Origin of the sequence: Chryseobacterium sp. UNC8MFCol (genome assembly GCF_000482305.1) — a bacterium.
GTDB lineage: Bacteria > Bacteroidota > Bacteroidia > Flavobacteriales > Weeksellaceae > Chryseobacterium > Chryseobacterium indologenes.
Genome location: NZ_KI535291.1, coordinates 107,547 through 123,933, shown reverse-complemented (window position 1 = coordinate 123,933; position 16,387 = coordinate 107,547). Strand labels below are relative to the sequence as shown.

The following is a 16,387-nucleotide window of genomic DNA, read 5'->3' as shown; positions in this document are numbered from 1 at the left end:
TATTATTGTTGTTATATTACTTTTTTGTCAACAGCAGTACCGGATGCCCTGATCTCACTGTAACCTTAACAGCTCTTAGCTTCTTAGAAAAAAAGCCGGAAACTCCCTGTATCAGGCCCCGGCTCAGATCACTGGCAACCTGCTGGCCCGCAGAACGTGACATCGAAATATTCATTCCTGAACTCTGGCTCATGTTAGCCGCGATTTCTCCTGCTGCATTGATCTCATCTGTTCGTGGGACAAGTAACCCGAGCTGACCGTCCGTGCCGTAAACAAGAATTTCAACGGGAATTATATTTCCGGATACTTCAACTGAGCTGATCTTTAGCTGCAGCCTGTTTCCCTGAAATTTGGTATCGGCAACCAGTTCGGTTCCTTTGGGAACATGATGTCCGCCAATGGTTGCATTTTCGGATAGCCTCAACTTTAGTGACCCATCGCCTGATAATGTTTTTGTTTCCATCACCATTGCATGTATACTGTTGCTGACAATATCGCTCTGGGTAACCTGTCCGGGCGTTATAAAGCCCATGTTACGCTCTGCGATCCCGTTTAAAATCTCCGATGCGTCCTCTTCCCTATACAGGGCTGAGACAACGCTTTTTTTAACACCCTTCAAACTTTCGGTTTTCCCTTTACTGCCTGGTAAAGCATTTTTTTTAACTGGAGTTGAATCCAAATTCTGACCAACATTGACCGTAGTGCTCGCGGGTACCGCATTTGCTGACGGAAGATAGCGCGAAGCCATTTCATATGATTTTTCCATTAATGCGAGCTGATCCTTATAGGTAGGTGCCTGCGGGACATCTTTTTCTGAAAGCCTATCTTTGAGTTCATCTACCTGTTTGCGCAGCGCCAATTTCTCACGGTCATCATCCCTGTAAAAAGAGCCCAGAGTTTGCTGTGCATTCTGATAACTGCTCAACGAACTATTCTGTGCACCGCCGATCCCATATCCCCCAGAGTTTCCTGCAATAATCTTCGAAACTGGAGCTTCACCGTTAACCGATGTGTCTGCACCACTCCAATAATCTGACAAAGACATCAGGGAATTACGCTTTGCGGCTTCCCTTTCCTCAACCATCTCTTTTTCATATGCTTTTTGTTTATCGGCCTGCAGTCCTTTATCCGTTGCCTCGGGCACGGCATTTTTTAAACCTTTGTCTTTATTTTCCCCACCACTATTTTTAGGCTTAAATATTAAGTAAAGACAGGCGATGAAAACAATGGCCATCAGGCCAAAGATGATGGGCTTTTTAAGCTTATCATTTTTTGAGGAACTACTTTCCGGATTTTCTGTAGAATCTTCATCCACAATTAAACTGATCCTCTTATTCTCTTTCTCTTCCATTGTGTATAGTTTTAGGATTTCTAACAGAATCTTTCAAAGAAGATTCATTATGAATTACTGCGGGCACCTCAATATGGCTTATATCGATTTTATCCCCTTTTCCCAGATCATAAAATACCTTGACCAGCACACCTACGCCCATAAGCAGATAGAATGCGAATAGATAAAGTACATATCTGATCTGTTTGCGGACGGGTAAATTCCGCCATCTTAGATCGAGCTTCTCAAGCTCATTATCAATTGTTGTTCTAATATTTTTCATTTTCTAAATTTTGAACCATAACGCCTCCCCCTTTTATGGAGAGAATTAATTTTCTCTACCGCTCTATCACTTCCTCATCTTTATTGGTAAGGACTGAAAATTTTAAGATCTGGAAGCCCTGTGGATTGGTATCAGATCGCACACTGTTAAGCAGATTACACGAAGTGACAAGACTTCTTCGGGTAAGATTACTCGATCGTATGATGAACTGTTTAGCATAGGTAGTTACAGAATATGGGTACGAATTAAAATCACAGATCACACTGTCTACTTCTACACGTTGCTGCACATTTCCTGATATGATCCGATTATAATAACCTTTTTCGGACAGATCATGATAGTAATCAAAGGCACTTTTGTCAGCAAGATCAAAAGCTCGTTTCATATTACTTTCAATGGCAGCCTTATCAGGGGCCAGCGTAAAGAATAGCTCATGAAATCTTCTGACGTGCTCACGGGCTTCAACAGGTCGATTTATTGTTGCATCCTGAGAAAGTGCCAACATGAGTGACTTTCCATTGTCCAATACGTAAATCTTTTCACGTTGCAATGCAGCGAAAGAATAAGACTTCCAAACCACAAATGCTGTTATACTCAGGCACAATACAGCAAAGACAATCGCGTAAAGCCTAATCTGTTTGAAACTATTTTCAATGTTTCTTAGCATTCTGAATTCCATAATCAATTGCTTTTTTGTCCTTGTCCATTACTTTTATTATCCAGCAGCTGACCACCAATATTTCCCACTGCTGCTCCAGCCGCAGCTGCACCAACATTTCCTGTGCGCATGGCGGCCTGACTTACGTTACGGGTAAAGTTTCCGGCACCGCCAGCCTGAATAATCCAACTGGTAACAGTTGGAATGGTAAAGTATCCAACAATTCCTATGATCATAAAAATCAGGTAAACACTATTCTCGGGATCTGGAACAAATGAGGGATCACTTAATAGTTCTATATCCCGTTGTACACTCATCGCGTTTATTTTCGCAAGCATGGCACTGAAAAGATCGGCCACAGGAAGCCAAAGATAAACACTTATGTATCTGCTGAGCCACTGGGTAAGAGTGCTCTGAAATCCATCCCAGACAGATATGGCAAATGCAATCGGCCCCAGTATCGAAAGAACGATTAAAAAGAAAGTCCGGATCGTATCAACCACCAGCGCCGCAGCCTGAAACAGTAGTTCTAGGATTTCCCTTAATTCTTTTTTGATTTCCTGCTTGATATTGTAGACTGCCTGATCCCTATACATACTGACCATCGTTGCGATATCATCAAATGACCATCCCAGATCATCAAGCTTTTTGTCAAACTCCTCGTCCGATACCAAATAAGCTGTTGCAGGATTCCGTAGCATCGCTTCTTTTTCCAGTACATCTTTTTGCTGTTGCAAGGTATTGAGATCCAGTACCTGCCCTTCCAACATTGAATGAGTTCCCTTAACAATTGGACTAAGTACTCCGTTAATTGTCCCTAGAACGATTGTAGGGAAAAACATAATGCACATGCCTATCGCAAATGGTCTTAACAGTGGAAAAACATCAATTGGCTCTGCCCTACTTAATGCCTGCCAAACCTTTAGCGCCACATAGAACAGTGCGCCCAGACCCGCCACGCCTTTTGCTACAACAGCCATCGTTTCAGAAAGGGGCATCATTTCATCATAGAGACCTCTTAGGATCTCATGTAAGTTGTTAAATTCCATAACTGTCAGAATTTGTTACCAATATTTTTGATTAGCTGTGCCATATAAGTCCATGACGCGCTTCGTGTCATTCTGCTTTTTAGCTCGTAGGATGCTCACAGAGATATTTTTATTGGTGTAATATCTTACAAGGCTATGGTATTCTTTAACCTCTTTATACACTCGGTCGATAATCTCCATACGCTCCTTATCATTCAATGATAAGCTGCTTGAACTGACAATCTGCTTAAGTTCTTTCAGCAGTTCAGTACTCTCGTTAAGCAACGCGGAATAACCGTTTCCTATCGCTACCAGCTCGGCCGTAGAAAAATTCTTATCGTTCAGCATTTTCCCAAAATTGTTGACGTATAAGTTGCTTACATCCCCGACCAGTAAAACGGTCTGCTGAACTTTTCTTGCATCTTTAACCAGGTTATTGACTGCCTTCAGCTTGTCGTAGTACTCTTTACCCTGTTCATAAACTTTCTTAACTTCATTGAAGTTCTTGACCACATTGCTTACTGTACTTGAGGTTTGTACTATTTCATTGGCGGAGTTCAATATTCCTGAAGCCAGATTGGTTGGATCAGTAACTACCCATTGTGCATTTGCCTTTTGTGTGATGACAAGTAATAATGACATCAGCACGGTCATTAATAAATTTTTCATTCTTTAAAATTTTAGGATTATTTAATTTTTTGCATTGTCTGTGGCCGAAAGCCCTTTGATTTTCCGAAGCGAAATCTTTTTGATGGCAGCTTCCACATCGCCGCCCATTTCGTGGGATAGATCCATCACTTCCATTTTCTCCGATTCCTCCGTGGTGTATGCCAGATACTCCTGCTCGCTCACTTCTGTCGCGTAGACCGCCGAATGCGTTCCTCCAAGTCCGATCCATACTTCCTTATATTTGCGCTTTGGATCATTGTCCTGATTGATCGAAAGTATCTGCGATTTTTCGCGTTCCGTAAGTCCGAGCATTTTTTGGATGTCGTCAAATTTGTTAGCGTATTTCCGCTGGTCGAGTAAGATCTTGCAGTCACTGTTATTGATAATTGTTTCCTTGACTATCGGAGACTGTATGATATCATCCACTTCCTGAGTCACCACGATAGCTTCACCAAAAAATTTCCTGACGGTCTTAAATAAATAACGAATATATTCAGCCATTCCTTCTTTCGCTATGGCCTTCCACGCCTCCTCTATAAGTATCATTTTACGGATTCCTTTTAACCGCCGCATCTTATTGATAAAGACCTCCATGATGATGATCGTAACTACCGGAAACAGGATTTTGTGATGTAGGCTAAGCACCCAGCGCCTTGTCGTATTGCTACGGTAGGTTTCCAGATACTCGCCCCCGAACCGTACGTACACCTTCCAGCGTATACGGCTCTCCACTAATATTTTCAGTCTAGCTTCCATGATGTACTTTCATATGACAGTTATGGCATAGTGCCATAGTTTTACGTTTCCTTGCCATCATGTGGATTTCCCAAGGCGCTTTACCTTTTTGGATGTCCTTAAGTTTCCTCACATGGTGCATTTCAAGTTCACTTGTCTCCCCACATAGTTCACAGCTCCTTGCTTTCAGCCTGTCGACAAGGCTTGTCCGCATTTTAGCGTAGAAGTAGTTGGGAAGTTTATCAAAGAAAGCCTCCTTGGCTACAATCTTCCGTCCGAATCCATCTTTATAAAAAGTCCTGAACCTCACTTCACGTTTCTTGTTCGTGTAGGTGACGGTAAACACACCGTGTTTCATGTACTTTCTACAGATGTTGGGTACAGTTGTCCTGTACTTTGCAGCAAAGGTTTTGTACATACTGTATTCCATGATGTAGCTCATGTTATTGATAGTTCCGCTGTTCAGGGCAATCGAATAGTAATTGTAGAAGCCTATAAGTTCAGCGTTGTATTTGCTTAGGATTTCAAGGTCATCGTTGAATATCAGTCCAGTCCTCGGTCTCGGTTTCCATTGCTCTTTACCGTTGTGGAGTTTTATTTCCAGTGCTTCGTAATCGAGCAGTTTCTTCCTGATGGTTTCCCGTGGTATCTTGATAACGATTTTCTTGTGGTAAGTCCTAACCATTTTTCCGCTGGCGTTCCGTCTGGTCAGATTGGATTTTCTTACAGTCACATCAAACGAAAGGAATTTCGCAGGTTTTTCAGAATGGGTAATCAGCGTTTTCTCTGTGGACAGTACCAGTTTCAGTCTGTCGTTCAGGAACTGTGCGACATCCTGTTTTATCTGCTTGCAATCTTCGAGACTTCCGATTACACCGATGAGAAAATCATCTGCGTACCTTACGTATTTCAGTTTCCTGTAATCTATGTCCATTTCATCACAGCTTGGAACCAAGGCTCTTTTTCTATCAATTTCCCTGATGCGTTTACCGAGCAATTTTCTGTCGGCTACATCATCTTCGGCTTTCAGCATTGCCACAGCAATCCTCTTTTCGTACTCGTATTCTTGGCGCAACCTGCTTCTTTTGCGTTCTTCCCCTTTGTCGAATGATGTGATGTATTCCTTCATGAACTTATCCAGCTTGTCGAGGTAGATATTTGCCAGTATCGGACTGACAATACCTCCCTGCGGTGTACCGCTGTAGGTCTTGTGGAATACCCAATCTTCGATATACCCTGCATTCAGGAACTTTCGGATGAGTCTTAGAAAGCGTTCATCGGCGATGCGTTCTTTCAGTATTCCTATCAGCACATCGTGGTCGATGTTGTCGAAGAAACCCTGAATGTCCCCCTCGACGAACCATTTGGCACCGTTGAAGGACTTGCTTATCTGCATCATTGCCGTGTGACAGCTCCTGTGCGGTCTGAAACCATGTGAGGTATGTTCGAAACTGTCCTCATAAATGGCTTCAAGTATCATCCTGATTACTTCCTGTACCAGTTTGTCATCGAATGACGGTATGCCCAACGGACGTCTTTTCCCGTTTTTCTTCGGGATGTAGGTACGCCTTGATGGACGGGGTCGGTAGCTTTCATCCCTGATAGCTCCGATTAACTTGTCGATGCGCTTTAGGCTCATTTCATCTATGGTCAGCCCGTCAGACCCTTGGGTCATGTTGCCGGGCTTGGCATAGATGCGTTGGTAAGCTTCATAATACATCTCTTCGTTGAACAGAATGCGGTAGAGCCTTTCGTACTTATAGTCCAAAAGTTTGCTGTGCTCCGCCAGACTGTTTAATACGCTTTCTGGATTTCTCATAATGTCTCTCACATTTTCCGTTAATTGTATTAAATAATATTAGCTGTCTCCCTTCGCCATGTACAAGGCTTTCCCTTGCTCGGACTACTACGGAGACTCCGTTGCCATATCGGATATTCAAGGGTCTGCACCCCATAGCCACGCCTGTGGCTTTCCGACTTAGGCAATCCACGTTTAGCTGCATAACAACAATGGCGTTACAGATTGTCGGATATGACTTCCGTCCTTTAATGCATATTGCACTTGCGCCGTAGCCTGTTCATGCTTCCCCTCCTCAAGGACTGGAAGGGAAGTGCTACGGTATGACGAGTTCAGTTGTCTTACGTCATAGATACAACGAGGAGCCGCTTGGACTATCATTCAATCAGTATGGATTTTATCCTCATATCTGTTACTCATCCTGCTATTCAGTCGTGGCCTGACAACTGGCCAACTCATAGCTTTTGCCGACATGCTACACTCCCCGATATTTGGTTTCCCTCACGGATAAGTCGGCGGATGATGGATCATTCAAAGAACACTAATCCAGTACTCTGCCATGAGTACATTTGTTATGCAGCCTTTACGTGCGCACCTTTGATCGCATCAATTTCAAAAACAATAAATCGCTTATTAAGCAAATCAAGCTCTTTTTCTGAGTTTAGTAAGTAGTCGTATTCACCGCCTTTATAATAGGGTTCCAGCACATTTAAAAAGTTCGCCAGATCAAAATCCTTCTCCCGTACTTCCTTATCCAAAAGGACTTTTTTGTAGTCGCCTTTCACGTATTCGTAGAATCCGTTAAAACATGGTATTTCATTACTGTTTTTAATCCTTTCGATATATCCTGCGACTGCATTGGACAGTGCCACTTCCTCACTACGTTTGGGAGCTTCGTCGTCCCTTTTCCATAAGGTCAGGATCAAGGTCTTAATGCTTTCTCTTTTCTCGATATCAAAGACATTGTCTTCGGTAAAGAACGGATTGAATGAGATTGGGTTGTCCTCGGTGTAGGTGAAATAAACACCGTCTTTTCCTTTTGTCTTCCCTTTGATCAGTTCGCAAAGCCCCTGATAGGAATTACCTGTATCTACCAAAAGCACATGAGTTCCCTGTTCATAATACTGTCTCACCATATGATTGGTAAAGAATGATTTTCCACTTCCATTTATTGAGTGGGCTGGCGGGCTACTCAATTAAGAATAGCCCGCCAGCCCCCGCTTGGACCTAGAATGAAACGGTTTCTATTCGTCGTAATCCCCTTTTTCATCGGTAGGTCACTGATATCGACGTGCACGGGTTTGCCCGTCAGCCTGTCCGCAAGCTTAATCCCAAAAGGAGAAAGCGAATCCTGATAGTTGGTTTCCTGCGTAAAAAAACATAGTGCCGGTTCGATGAAAGTGTAAAAGGATTCTTCTGAAGGAAAATCGCCGGCATTGCCGGGAATTCCCGCCCAGTATAAAGTGGCAGCATCTACGGTATTATGGCGGGGCTTGCATTCCATTAGCGCAAGCGCACTTCCTACATCATTTTTCAGGTTGCGTAGCTCCTGTCGGTCTTCACTCCATGCGAAGACATTGTAATGCGCCCTGATTGAAGGCGATCCGTGGGAATGAGCCTCGTTCAGATAACGTTCTATCCATTCCTTATTGATCTGGTTTGCCCGGCTATAACGTGCCAGTGAATGCATATTTCTGGCTGACTTCTCAAATTTTTTGAGGTTTTCAGAACTATTATCGATGAACAGGTACTGGTTATAGATATGGTCGCAACTGAGCATCAGTCCCACAGGACTGGCAAAAGACAACATACAGTCGCTGCGATCTGTTGAAAGTCTGTCGTACCGATTGCAGTCAGAAACAGTACCGGGAAGATCATCGGTACTGGATAAGGTATGAAGTACCATCCTTTTGCTTCCGATTCTGACTTCTTCTGCTCCCAGAGCCATATCCTGCAAAACGGGATTGGTCTCATGCGACAATGTAAAATACTGTTCAAGGATTCCGGATTTCCCTTCACTTCCCAGAATTTCAGCTTCACCCAGCTGATCCATTGTTATATGACCACTGTCATTGATAATACGCTGGAACTGGCTCACCAATTCCAGAAAACGCCGCATTCCTTCCTTATCCTTTATTTCTTTGTGAACAAGATTACCTTTGCACAAGCTGCTAAAATTACTCTGGGACTGCATCCGAGCCTTTGTCGTTTTCGTCAGAAAAATATAGGAGTAGTGGTTCAGAAACGGCCGCTCATTAAAGTGAAGCTGAAAAGAACGCGATAAAAAACTATGTTCACTTTTTTCCAGATCCGGCTGATAGTTTTCCTTTAGATACCAGTCCTGTTTGTGCAGGATACTATATTCCGGCAAAGTCTTGATCGCTTTACTCCAGGAGGAATGAATTGATTCGTACACATCCGTGCCCACTGTAAAAATTTCCGGTAGCCTTAGACGGAAACACACCGTAAGGTCTCCCTCTTTCGAAATGATGCAATCATTCTCAATTGCAAGGAGGGGAAAACGGCTTTCCAACGTAGTTGTTTTAGAGATATTTCTCATGATAACCATTAAGATTTAGTGTTAAAATTTTGATTTTTCTTACCTCTCGCAGCTGGGTAATTTAGGTAAGATTGCACGGGTTTACGGGTGATGATATATTGTGGATGCTTTCTTTTTGCACCTAATTTCATCAGTCCATGTTCACCGTATTTGTTGTTCAGGCTGAAAGTTTTCCAGATGTTCAGGGAAGCGGAAATAAATCCTACCGAAAGACAGACATACATATTTACATCCGCCATATACAGCACCATGACAAGGATAAGTACCAGTAATAGCCCACCGGCAAATCCAAAAAGATACTGGGCTTTCAAACCTTTGAATTCAACTGTACAGCCGATACCCTTATTTATATTCCAGGTCCTCATTTCAGTATGATTTAAAATTTAGCGTTCCTTGCACGATATCCAGGTCATAGTTGGCGGTAAGTACTTCGATCTTTTTCTTGGGTACTTTTCCCGAATGTTTATCGACCAGCACTTCTTTCTGCATTTTGACAGTGTGCCAGTCAAGATCGCGGCTGAATTTGTTCAGGATATCACTCGGGTAGCTGCTCAAAAGAAACTTTCCCTTAGCATGGGATAGACACAATAGCAGAGATTCAAAATCATGTTTGCTATACCCATCGTAATGACCGCAGTCACTGTTAAAATAAGGCGGATCACAGTAGTGAAAAGCCTTTTCGTGATCACGTGAATTGATGATCCTAATGGCATCCGTATTTTCGATCTGAACATTTTGAAGGCGTATCGCATAATCTTCACAGAATGACGCACGCTTATTGCTCAATCTTTTGGAAGAGGTATGCTCCCGTACATCGTAACCCCATGAATCGCCGATTTTTGCGCTGAAAGACTGGTTACATAAAACCCAGACTGCCCAGGCCCGTTGTAATCTGTCAAAGAGATGGGGATTATTATAGATCACATGCGCATCACTATGGAGCGACCTGCTATGTAGTGTGATCCTTATCATTTTTTCCAGTTCAACAAACTGATTTTTCACCATCTCATAGAAGTTGATCAGCTCCCGGTTGTAATCGTTGATCACCTCAACCTCAGACCTTGGTTTCGACCAAAAAATTGCGCCTCCTCCCACAAACGGCTCTACATAGGTATAATGGGGTGGAATAAGGGGAATAATGATCTTCGCAAGCTGTTGCTTTCCGCCATAATAGGTCAATGGCGTGGCCATCTTATTATTTGCCATAATTGAAAAAATTTAAGAGGGTTAGCCTAAAGGAAAAATGATCTTAAGATGGTCGCTGCAACGATCAGGAAGATACATGCGCCGAACCAGCTTGCCGCTGTCTTTGAGGTATCGGGGTCACCCGAACTGAATTTGTTGTACACTTTCACACCGCCGATCAGCCCGACCACAGCACCGATCGCGTAGATCAGCTTGGTGGCGGGATCAAAATAGCTTGTAACCATCTGTGTGGCCTCCTGAATACCTGCAGCGCCATTTCCCTGCGCAAAAGCCCCATTGCTGATAAGCGAAATAAACAGCAACGCCAGCAGAATTTTTTGTCTTGATTTTTTCATGTTTCATTACATTTTAAGTTTGTAATACCCGCCTATGCGGGCTTGGAAACAAAGGTGTTGCAGATAGTATCAGAGTTGGGGGCTGGTGGTATGAGAGGTACTAAGTTTGCCGTTGTTTTCCTAATGTGAGTACCGGGAAACAAAAAAACCGTCAGGCTTTAGAAGCTGGCGGTTATGCATTTTTTTGAAAATGATTCCAGTAATTTCTTTTACTGATTCATATCTTACTTATTCGCGTTTAGTATTCATTACAGATTTGGTTTATCCCAAAAATAAAATTCTGGTAAGTCATTATTCCCAAACATTACTGGATAAATTTTATACTAAAATCTTACAAAAATAGGTCTCGCTCCATAAATTATAAGTGCTTTAAAAAGCAAGGTTTCTACTATTCTCATCATAACTGGATCACAGAACAATAGAACGATCCTTGATATTAGAATAAGCATTCTCCGTTACTGAGTTCAACATGTTTTATCGGACTAAATATTGCTTAATTTTAATATATAATCCTCACAGAATGAGGGAATACAAACATTTATAAACCATCAAAATAAAACATTATGGCTAGTAACAGAGGAGTGGTCTACAAAGGCCCATGGAACTTAGAAGTAAATGAAATTGCCTATCCCACATTCCAGAACCCCAAGGGAAAGGACATTCATCATGCGGTAATCATTAAAGTGGTCTCCACAAATATTTGTGGCAGTGACCAGCACATTTTTAGGGGACGTTTCTCAGTACCTGTGGGACACGTATTGGGTCATGAAATCACAGGCGAAGTAGTTGAAATTGGAAAAGACGTAGAATTCATCAAGGTAGGTGACATCGTTTCAGTCCCTTTCAACGTTTCCTGCGGACGGTGCAGAAACTGTAAAAATGGAAATACCGACGTCTGCGAGACCGTTAATCCGGATGCTCCTGTTGGCGCTTATGGGTTTGACCTGGGAGGCTGGTTAGGTGGCCAATCTGAATATTGTCTTATCCCCTATGCTGACTTTCAGCTCCTTAAGTTTCCAGATAGAGAACAAGCGCTGGAAAAGATTTTAGATCTCACATTAGTATCTGACATTCTCCCAACAGGATATCATGGCGCGTATGCTGCTGGTGTTACAACAGGATCTACTGTTTATATTGCTGGTGCTGGACCAGTGGGACGCTGTGCTGCAGAATCAGCAAAGCTTCTTGGAGCTTCCTGCGTTATTGTGGGAGATATGAACAAGGAGCGGTTGGAACTTGTCAAACAGGCGGGAATGGAAACTGTTGATCTTACCCTTGATGCCAGTGTAGCAGAACAGATCGAACAGATTCTCGGAGTACCGGAAGTGGATGCCGGTGTGGATGCCGTAGGTTATGAGGCACATGGACATGGTGATGAAGACTACAAAAAAGAAAATCCCAATGCAGTTATCAATGATCTTTTCGATGTTGTCCGCGCAAGCGGAGGTATAGGGATTCCAGGTATCTATACTCCTTCTGACCCAGGAGGACGTGATGAGAACGCTAAGCACGGTAAACTGACTGTCGACTGGGGAAAAGGTTGGCTTAAGTCATTGCATATTCAAACGGGAATGGCTCCAATTGGACGTTACAACTATCAAATTATGCAGGCCATTCTATGGGGCCGTATCTCGATGAAAACGATCATGAACCCGCAGGTTATCAGTCTTGACGAAGCACCACAAGCCTATAAAGACTTTTCGGATGGTTCAAGCAAAAAGTTTATTATCGATCCACATGGCATGATAAAAAACCGTTCGTAAACTCATGTAGAGCGAAAATAAAAAGTAAAGGTGGGGCATCGAATAAATGTCCCACCTTTTTTTAATTTCTCAGCTTAACCAATTACATACCTATTTAACGCGCACTTTGCGTTAATCAGTGTCTATATTGGCCCGGAGAAAGCCCCTCAAGCCTTTTAAAAATTTTAATGAAATGATTCACATTATTAAAACCTGATGCATAACAGGCTTCGGTCACAGTAACGGAACTGTCAGCCATTATTTTTTTTGCATGGTCTATGCGTGTACGCAGAACAAATTCCAGTGGAGTTATGCCCAGTATATTTTTAAAATATTGATAAAAAGATGATTGGCTCAAACAGCATTCTCTTGCCATCTTTTCAACAGTTATTTTTTCCGTAAGATGCTTATGCACATAATTGATTGCCGGTTGAATTCGATTGTCATACATTGATTGATTGCTGTTCACTGACAAACGGTTCTGGGTCTGAAGAAGCCTTAATAGAAGTACTTTAAGAGACAGGTCCGCAATTGCCTCTTTTGCAAAACCTTCCTCCATACTAAGGTTAACAAGCTTATTGAGACTTGCTACCAGCTCCATGCTATTCTCGAAATGCTGATGCGAAAAATCAAGTTTCCATTCAAAAGGTGCCTGATGATTTGAATATCTCTCATTTAGATAGTCAAGATTTTTGTGAACAGTATTCCAGTCCAGTGTAAGAGTGATACATTGCACGGGACGATTTTCATCTGCGTCTGGAAAACCTACATTCATGGTTAGTCCGTCAGGAAGGATCACACTTTGACCGGGCAGAAAGTCAAATGCCTCCTGACCCTCCACGGACATCACTTTTTTACCTCTCATCATACTTGAAACCACCAATCCACCACTATATGAAAGTATTACATTGTCACTTTTATGAAATGTTTCAAATATGTTGAGCTCACAGTTCGGAAGATTAAAAGTCCTCCGGTGCTCCAGTCTGGAATCCAATTTAGAACTGTCGCTTAAATTTACGGGAGTTATCCGATAAGATTTCATACTTAAGTCTTTATATATTTACTATTGACCAAATAAAATTTACTTAATCCCAATTTTCGCAGCCGCCAGATTTGATCGCAGTGTGCCATACATTTCGGATCTGCACCTGTTAAATCACTTTCTGGAAATAATACAGTAAGCCAGGAGGGATAAATTGACCAGAACGGCAAAGGCATTCGATAGGATGATCTGCCAATCTTGTTTCATGATTCCATACCAGACCCACAGGGAAAGGCCTGAAAGTAAAACAATAAGTGTTAAGATTGAAATGTCATCCGCATTTCTGGTTCTTATCACCTTTATCAATTGGGGCATCATTGCAAATGAAGTTAAGACACCTGCAATGAGTCCAATTACGTCTGTATTCATACGACATATTTATTTTGTTAATAGCGGACATTTCGTCCTTTAATTTTCATTTTTTAAACATAGGCAGCCAAATATTTAGCTGTTTTGCTTTGCTTATTCTTAGCTACATCCCTGGGAGCTCCTTCAGCAATTATCTTTCCGCCATCTTTACCCGCACCGGGTCCCAGATCTATAACCCAGTCACTGGAAGCCACAACATGCATATCATGTTCAACCGTAATCACCGTATTTCCGGCATCAACCAAAAAATTCAGCTGACCTATCAATTTTTCCACATCAGACGGATGCAGTCCTGTCGTTGGTTCGTCCAAAACGTACAAGGTTTTCCCTTTTTGCGTACGCTGCAGTTCCGATGCCAATTTGATACGCTGTGCTTCTCCCCCGGATAATTCTGTGGCCGGCTGTCCAAGACGTATATAACCCAAACCGACCTGTCTGAGGACTTCAAGACTTTGCCTTAAAGACCTGTCGCTGCTGAAAAAATCCCAGGCCTGATCCACAGTCATGTCCAAAACTTCGGCAATATTTTTATCGTCATACTTTACTTCCAGTGTTTTGTCATTATACCGGGTTCCCTTACAGGTCGGACATGGTGTATAAACACTGGGAAGGAATAACAGTTCTACCATAACAAATCCTTCTCCTTTGCAGTGTGCACATCGTCCCTTGGCTACATTAAAAGAAAAACGTCCCACATCATACTTCCTTTTTTTGGCTAGCTCAGTTTCAGCAAATAATTGCCTTACCCTGTCAAACAGCCCCGTATAAGTTGCCAGATTTGAACGTGGTGTTCTGCCAATTGGCTTTTGGTCAACTCGTACCAGCCGTTTGATGTGTTCCATGCCGGTTGTGATAACGCCTGAAGTATGAATATTGGTTTCCTGTGATAGTTCAGGCTGTTCATCACTACTTTCCTCCATATCCTGTCCCAAATAATCCGATATCAGCTCTACCAGTGCCTGACTTACCAGACTGCTTTTACCTGACCCTGAAGTACCTGTAATACTGGTGAGAACGCCCAAGGGAATTGACACGTCCAGGTTTTGGATATTATTTCTGGTGACATTGATCGCACGCAGCCAGTGTTCAGCTTTCCTGACAACCTCTTTGGTGACAGGAACCGGATCAATATAATGACGGGTTACCGACCTTTCTACAGATTGCAGTCCTTCCAGGGGACCGCTATATAATATTTCCCCGCCATTGGCTCCCGCCTGTGGCCCAACATCCACAACCCAGTCACAATGCCGGATAATGTCCACCTCATGCTCTACGATAAACATTGAATTGCCTGCATCTTTCAATTTTATCAAAACAGCCAACAAGGCTTCTGTATCTGCAGGATGAAGACCCGCAGAGGGTTCATCCAGAACGTAAATTACGCCAAACAGATTTGAGTGTACCTGTGTCGCCAGCCTTAACCGCTGTAACTCGCCGGGGGAAATACTTGGCGTGCTCCGCTCCAGCGAAAGATACCCCAGACCGAGATCAATCATGATTTTTAGCCGTGCAACGAGATCGATCGCAATATTTTGGGCAACGATAGCTTTCTCAGGATGTTTATCCTTATCTTTAGATAAAAATCTACCCTCCGCATATGGGGTAAAAATGGCCATCAGCTGAGATAACGACTGATTGGATAGATCAGCGATGTCGAATCCCTCAAATTTTACAGCCAAAGATTCTTTTTTTAATCTCTTTCCGTGACATTCCGAACATTCCGTATTCAGCATATACTGTGATACCCGCCTCTTCATCATCTGACTGTTGGTATTTGCAAATGTTTGCAGAACATAGCGTTTGGCACCGGTAAAAGTTCCCATATAACTTGGCGGCAATTTCATTTTCACTGCCCGGTTTACCTCCGCTGCAGACAGCCCTGAATAAACGGGTACTGTAGGTGTTTCATCGGTAAACAGGATCCAGTCCCGTTCTTTTTTCGGCAGATCCTTCCACGGCTTATCGACATCAAATCCTAAAGTCATCAAAATCTCCCGGAGATTTTGCCCTTGCCAAGCCGAAGGCCAGGCAGCCACAGCCCGTTCACGTATTGTCAGGGAATCATCCGGTACCATCGATTTTTCTGTGACATCGTAGATGCGTCCGATACCATGGCATACAGGACATGCTCCTTCCGGCGTGTTGGGAGAAAATCCTTCTGCATAGATGATAGACTGTTTGGGCGGATAATCCCCTGCCCGGGAATATAACATCCTCAATAAATTGGAAATAGTCGTTACACTTCCCACTGTAGAGCGGACGGTAGTTCCTCCCCTGCTCTGTTGCAGGGCAACAGCCGGGGGAAGTCCATGAATGGCACTGACTTCCGGAACATTCATTTGATTAAATAAACGTCTTGCATAGGGTGAAACTGATTCCAGATATCTTCGCTGTGCTTCCGCATAGATCGTACCGAATGCAAGAGAAGATTTACCGGAACCCGATATCCCCGTAAACACGACAAGTTTATTTCTCGGAATATCGACATCAACATCTTTTAGATTGTGTTCCTTGGCTCCCCTGACACGTACAAAACCCTCGGAATTCTGTTCGCTTGGACTTTGATCTGAAAGGCCTCTCTTATTAGAGCCTTCTGTATTTTTACCAAAAATTTTCATAAAATAATGCTTTA

14 protein-coding genes and 2 pseudogenes are annotated in these 16,387 nt (G+C 42.9%); 1 reads left to right on the top strand and 15 read right to left on the bottom strand.

The window, feature by feature from the left end; all coding sequences use genetic code 11:
• Nucleotides 1–16: 16 nt before the first annotated feature.
• The 12 genes and pseudogenes from traM to M030_RS0118260 all read right to left on the bottom strand — a co-directional run bounded on the left by traM (nucleotide 17) and on the right by M030_RS0118260 (nucleotide 10,602).
• Nucleotides 17–1,351, bottom strand: coding sequence for a conjugative transposon protein TraM (gene traM, locus M030_RS0118310; protein WP_027374824.1), 1,335 nt, complete (start codon nucleotides 1,349–1,351; stop codon nucleotides 17–19).
• Nucleotides 1,332–1,613, bottom strand: a complete 282-nt coding sequence (locus M030_RS0118305; protein WP_002981471.1) for a hypothetical protein — start codon at nucleotides 1,611–1,613, stop codon at nucleotides 1,332–1,334. The genes traM and M030_RS0118305 overlap by 20 nt, the downstream gene beginning before the upstream one ends.
• 55 nt (nucleotides 1,614–1,668) lie before the next feature.
• A complete protein-coding gene (traK, locus tag M030_RS0118300) occupies nucleotides 1,669–2,292 on the bottom strand; it encodes a conjugative transposon protein TraK (protein ID WP_027374823.1) in 624 nt (207 codons plus the stop codon).
• A gap of 2 nt (nucleotides 2,293–2,294) precedes the next feature.
• Nucleotides 2,295–3,320, bottom strand: coding sequence for a conjugative transposon protein TraJ (gene traJ, locus M030_RS0118295; RefSeq protein ID WP_027374822.1), 1,026 nt, complete (start codon nucleotides 3,318–3,320; stop codon nucleotides 2,295–2,297).
• 15 nt (nucleotides 3,321–3,335) lie between these two features.
• Nucleotides 3,336–3,968: a DUF4141 domain-containing protein gene (locus tag M030_RS0118290; protein WP_027374821.1), complete on the bottom strand. Its 633-nt coding sequence runs from the start codon at nucleotides 3,966–3,968 to the stop codon at nucleotides 3,336–3,338.
• Between the two features lie 21 nt (nucleotides 3,969–3,989).
• Nucleotides 3,990–4,598, bottom strand: a pseudogene (locus M030_RS0118285) (TraG family conjugative transposon ATPase); the annotation flags it as partial.
• 115 nt (nucleotides 4,599–4,713) lie between these two features.
• The gene (locus M030_RS0118280; protein WP_027374819.1) at nucleotides 4,714–6,522 is read right to left on the bottom strand and encodes a reverse transcriptase/maturase family protein; all 1,809 of its coding nucleotides are present in this window, start codon (nucleotides 6,520–6,522) and stop codon (nucleotides 4,714–4,716) included.
• 174 nt (nucleotides 6,523–6,696) lie between these two features.
• Complete coding sequence (locus M030_RS25625; protein WP_155860276.1) at nucleotides 6,697–6,882, bottom strand: hypothetical protein; 186 nt, start codon at nucleotides 6,880–6,882, stop codon at nucleotides 6,697–6,699.
• Between the two features lie 215 nt (nucleotides 6,883–7,097).
• A pseudogene (locus M030_RS24480) lies at nucleotides 7,098–9,061 on the bottom strand (TraG family conjugative transposon ATPase); the annotation flags it as partial.
• An 8-nt stretch (nucleotides 9,062–9,069) separates the two neighbouring features.
• A complete protein-coding gene (locus tag M030_RS24475) occupies nucleotides 9,070–9,426 on the bottom strand; it encodes a DUF4133 domain-containing protein (protein WP_034722851.1) in 357 nt (118 codons plus the stop codon).
• 1 nt (nucleotide 9,427) lies between these two features.
• The gene (locus M030_RS0118265) at nucleotides 9,428–10,267 is read right to left on the bottom strand and encodes a DNA adenine methylase (protein ID WP_051585167.1); all 840 of its coding nucleotides are present in this window, start codon (nucleotides 10,265–10,267) and stop codon (nucleotides 9,428–9,430) included.
• A 26-nt stretch (nucleotides 10,268–10,293) separates the two neighbouring features.
• Complete coding sequence (locus M030_RS0118260) at nucleotides 10,294–10,602, bottom strand: DUF4134 domain-containing protein (RefSeq protein WP_002981486.1); 309 nt, start codon at nucleotides 10,600–10,602, stop codon at nucleotides 10,294–10,296.
• A gap of 563 nt (nucleotides 10,603–11,165) precedes the next feature.
• Here M030_RS0118260 and M030_RS0118250 point away from each other — a divergent pair.
• A complete protein-coding gene (locus tag M030_RS0118250; protein ID WP_027374817.1) occupies nucleotides 11,166–12,365 on the top strand; it encodes an alcohol dehydrogenase catalytic domain-containing protein in 1,200 nt (399 codons plus the stop codon).
• A 115-nt stretch (nucleotides 12,366–12,480) separates the two neighbouring features.
• On the opposite strand, the gene M030_RS0118245 is transcribed toward M030_RS0118250, so the two are convergent.
• The 3 genes from M030_RS0118245 to uvrA form a co-directional block, all read right to left on the bottom strand.
• On the bottom strand, nucleotides 12,481–13,386 hold the full coding sequence (locus tag M030_RS0118245; RefSeq protein ID WP_034722849.1) for a helix-turn-helix domain-containing protein: 906 nt from the start codon (nucleotides 13,384–13,386) through the stop codon (nucleotides 12,481–12,483).
• Between the two features lie 114 nt (nucleotides 13,387–13,500).
• Nucleotides 13,501–13,755, bottom strand: a complete 255-nt coding sequence (locus tag M030_RS0118240; RefSeq protein WP_027374815.1) for a SemiSWEET transporter — start codon at nucleotides 13,753–13,755, stop codon at nucleotides 13,501–13,503.
• A gap of 53 nt (nucleotides 13,756–13,808) precedes the next feature.
• A complete protein-coding gene (gene uvrA / locus M030_RS24470) occupies nucleotides 13,809–16,373 on the bottom strand; it encodes an excinuclease ABC subunit UvrA (protein WP_051585165.1) in 2,565 nt (854 codons plus the stop codon).
• Between the last annotated feature and the right edge of the window lie 14 nt (nucleotides 16,374–16,387).